A 3,389-nucleotide genomic window follows, 5' to 3' on the forward strand; every position below is an offset into this window, starting at 1 on the left:
GGGTGAAATAAAACTGCACGACCTCTAAGCGTGGAAGGGGGCCCGAGCATGGGAATGCAGAGAGGTGAGGCAGTCTCATCGTCCAGCACAACACACGACTCATTCGATCGGGCGAAGGTTCAATGAACCGATGTGGATGCCGCCTGGTTCGTCGTAGCCAAAGATGCCGCTGACGCTGAAGTACTTTTCCAAGTCCTCCCACTCCGGCCAATCATCTCGCCGCATAAGTTCTGCAACACGACCAGCGATGGGATTTTCACCGCCACGATTCTCGACCGATTGGGCGGTCTCATCGGAGTTGGCCATTTCGTACAGGATCCGATACGTCTCGGCATCACGGTTGAACTGGAACAAGAACGGCGTTTCGCCTTCCAGCTTGGCTCCGAGTTCGCTCGTTAGCAGCACGTAGTCTTCGTCGTCTGCCAAGCGATCGATTTCACCGGCCTCGGCACGAAGAATTTGCATGAGAATTTCACGACTGTCGCAGAGCAGCAACCAATCACCTAGCAACGCGACGCTGTTTTCCGGGACGCGAATTCCGGGGCGATCGAACTGGCGTTGCTCCGAAAAGTAAACCGTTTTGTCTCGGATGACTTCGGGTTTCATTCGTTGCGGTGGTGCTTTGGCTTTGACTTTGTCGAGCAACTTACCAGCTTCCTTGGCATCTTTGACTTCGATCGCGATCGCACGTGCCATGGAGTTCCAGTTGGCGGGCAACTGATAACGTTGAATGGTGACGACGCGCCCGGTCATCAACGGGAAAACCTCTTCTTCGAGCGAAACATCAAAACGTTCCTTCACGGGCTTCTCGGTGTTCTTTTCAAAACTGCCTTCGCCAGCGAAACGATTGACGATCTTGCCAACGTTTTGGAAAGCGGTCTCAACATCCCAACCCACGCAAGTGAAGCTGGCCGCGTCGGCGGGGACCCAAACCGGCGGTGAGACTTCGATGTCCTCAGGACGCAGCACGCCAAAGAACCCATCTCGTGGCGGATCGATCAACACGTGCATGTGACCAATCGATTCAACGATTTCACCGCCGCGAAAGAGACTGCCGCCGATCCCGCGGATCTTTTCGATGCCTAGATCTTGAACGATCGGCGCGATGAAGAACGCGGATCCACTTCTCGCGATGATTCGTTTCGCGATGCCATAAGGATTGACAAAGAAAGTGATCTGCGGGATCTCAGCTTCGGCCCCAATCGACCGGCTCATCACGGCGATGAAGTCCGCGTTTTGCGCGAGCGTTTCGGATTCAGTCGAAGTCGTTTTTGTGGTGCGTCGCGAACGCCCCGATGACTGACTGGTGTCACGCTGCTCGTCGTTCATTTTCTTGGCAATCGACTGAGCGATCGTTCGTCCCAACCCGATGACGTAGAAGCCATCTTGTTCAAACCATTCAATGACATCGCCATCACCACGTTGGCGGACCAATCGCGTCAGCTCGATCGAACCGATTTGTTCATTCTGGATGATCATGCGGTTCTTCTCCGCCAGTTCCATCAGGCGTTCGACCAAGGTTTCCATTTCTTTGTTGTTTGGACCGGCATCGATCATGATCGCCAAAGCAAACGAATTCTGCTGACGTCGTTTGTTTCGCAAGCGACGAGCGATGGCGTCATCGTCTTCTTCCTCATCCGCTTTCTCCTGGTCGGTCTTTTCCTCCGGCGGTGGGCCTTCGAGAAGAGCGATGGCGACCTGGCCTTGAGGCAGCGACCGGAGCTCGTCGAGCGTCAGCCCCATCTCTTTGCCGGGCTTATCAAACAGGTCACTGAGAATTTGATAGATGTCCGAAACGAAGGGTCGCATCTTGGGATCATTCAGCATTTTCCCCAATGAGGATTCGCCCCAATCTTCGCGAATGTCGTTGACGTCATCGATTCGCAAGTAAGCCAGCGTGGTCGACGGCAACAGCCGCGGCGCTGGCACGGTGGTTCGGGTTTCGTTGTCCGTCGCGGAGCTTTGAGCGAAGGCAACGGATGGCGATGACAGCCACGCGGTCGCAACCAAAAGGCATGCGAGGGGCATCATCAACGTTACAACTGGAAATTTCGGTGCAAATGAGCGGCCGAATCGCGGGGATCGTTGGGGATTCATTTTGGACGAACTCTTGGGGCCTAGCTACAATCAGATGAGAAGTGTCACACCCCAATCGTATCCGAAACCCAACGTCCACCGAGCGATAGTCGCATGAAACGAACGTCTCAAATTGTAGCGTGCCTGGCCGCTTCCACTTTATGGATCGCTCTGGGTTCGACGGCAACCGCGCAGCAACAAGGCAACGAGACTGGCGGCGGTGCGAACGGTCAGGCGGAAGGAACCATCACCCAAGGTTTGGATCCTGACGCGGTGTTCAGTCAAGGCGTCCAGCGAAACGGAGCGGTCGGCGCCAACACGTCCACTCCTGTCGGTGCATCCGCGGTGTCTCAGGCCGGTGGTGGTGGCGGCGGGGGAGCATTTGGTGGCGGGGGCGGCCTCGGAGGATTCGGTGGTGGCGGCGGCCTGGGAGCCGCTTTTGGCAACTTGTTCGGCGGCGGTAACGCGGGTCGTGGCAACACGTCGACTCCACCGATTCGAACGCGACTTCGCAGTGCCGTGGAAGTTGCACCGCTCGAACCAGTTCGTGTGCAGCAATATGCGTCCTCGCGTTTGCAAGGCACATCGAATCTCACGACGATCAATGGCAACTTGCCCGGCCGTATGAATTCTCAATCCAATCGGTATGATGGAGTGAATGTTCAGGTCCAAGATCGCACAGCAACACTGAGCGGCACGGTCCGCAACGAATCCGATCGTCGGATGACCGAATTGCTGATGCGTTTGGAACCGGGCGTTTCTCGAGTCGACAACCGTCTGAGCGTCCAACCCTGACGCTTTGGTCCAGTTCGCTATTAATCAGTTTGCTGGCAATGTTTTTCACCGGCCGCGTTTGAGCTGGTGGTGAATTCCATTTGCGTTCTTTGCCGGCGAAGCGTCTGATGGGAAAACCACGACGGATCCACCTCACGCCGCCGCTTCCCTCTTTTTGATTTGCTTGACTCCGATGGTCTCACTGCCTCTCGTCACGACCACCGATTCGGAGTCCAGCGGCCCCCGCAAGAACCACTTGCTGAATTGGTCGCTCGACCAGCTCAAGGATTGGCTGCAGGAGCAGGGACAAAAACCGTTCCGTGCCAAGCAAATTCGCCGTTGGCTGTTCTCCGGACGAGCCACCTCGTTCGAGGAAATGACGGACTTGCCCGCCAAGCTTCGAGCTCAACTGGAAGAGCACTTTGCGATCTTCAATGCGACCGAAGCCGTCGTGTCGAAGTCCAAGGACGGCACCGAGAAAATCTTGGTCCGGTTGGCGGACGGTGGCGAAGTCGAATGCGTGTTGTTGCGAGACGGTC

Annotated in this window: 2 protein-coding genes and 1 pseudogene; 2 read left to right on the plus strand and 1 reads right to left on the minus strand. The window is 56.2% G+C overall.

Annotation, left to right across the window (positions count from 1 at the left end; all coding sequences use genetic code 11):
* Positions 1-99: 99 nt before the first annotated feature.
* Positions 100-2,031 carry a hypothetical protein gene (locus B2R17_RS24595; RefSeq protein WP_008669466.1) on the minus strand — a complete coding sequence of 644 codons (1,932 nt, stop codon included), beginning with the start codon at positions 2,029-2,031 and terminating at the stop codon, positions 100-102.
* 159 nt (positions 2,032-2,190) lie between these two features.
* Here B2R17_RS24595 and B2R17_RS24600 point away from each other — a divergent pair, with 159 nt between their 5' ends.
* Together B2R17_RS24600 and B2R17_RS24605 are read left to right on the plus strand one after the other, a co-directional pair.
* On the plus strand, positions 2,191-2,871 hold the full coding sequence (locus B2R17_RS24600) for a BON domain-containing protein (protein WP_286766105.1): 681 nt from the start codon (positions 2,191-2,193) through the stop codon (positions 2,869-2,871).
* Positions 2,872-3,043: 172 nt separating this feature from the next.
* A pseudogene (locus tag B2R17_RS24605) lies at positions 3,044-3,389 on the plus strand (23S rRNA (adenine(2503)-C(2))-methyltransferase RlmN); the annotation flags it as partial.

It is taken from the genome of Rhodopirellula sp. UBA1907 (assembly GCF_002337565.1).
Lineage (GTDB): Bacteria > Planctomycetota > Planctomycetia > Pirellulales > Pirellulaceae > Rhodopirellula > Rhodopirellula europaea.

Excerpts from the sequence above, each read along its gene's own strand:
- B2R17_RS24600 (WP_286766105.1), top strand. The coding sequence starts at position 2,191 with ATGAAACGAACGTCTCAAATTGTAGCGTGCCTGGCCGCTTCCACTTTA.
- B2R17_RS24595 (WP_008669466.1), bottom strand. The coding sequence starts at position 2,031 with ATGATGCCCCTCGCATGCCTTTTGGTTGCGACCGCGTGGCTGTCATCG.